Genomic DNA, 216 nt, shown 5'->3' with positions numbered 1-216 from the left:
GAAAGTGCCGTTAGCGAAAAAGAAACAGATGGGCGCGCCAAGCTGCGGAAAGGAGCCGTACAGCGCGAGATTTTTCGCCGGGGCGTTTTCGGTCGACAGCAGCGCCGCGCCGCCCCATTCGCCGCCCATCCCCAGGCCCTGACCAAAACGCGCCAGCGCCAGCAGCACCGGCGCAAAGACGCCGATAGTTTCGTAGCCCGGCAGCAGGCCGATAAC

The 216-nt window shown here is 64.4% G+C and carries 1 pseudogene; it reads right to left on the bottom strand.

What is annotated here, in order from left to right:
- Positions 1 to 216 (bottom strand): annotated as a pseudogene (locus QCD69_RS22755) (MFS transporter); the annotation flags it as partial.

This window comes from Erwinia sp. PsM31 (assembly GCF_030433775.1).
Lineage (GTDB): Bacteria > Pseudomonadota > Gammaproteobacteria > Enterobacterales > Enterobacteriaceae > Erwinia > Erwinia aeris.
This window is presented reverse-complemented; position numbering and strand designations above follow the sequence as displayed.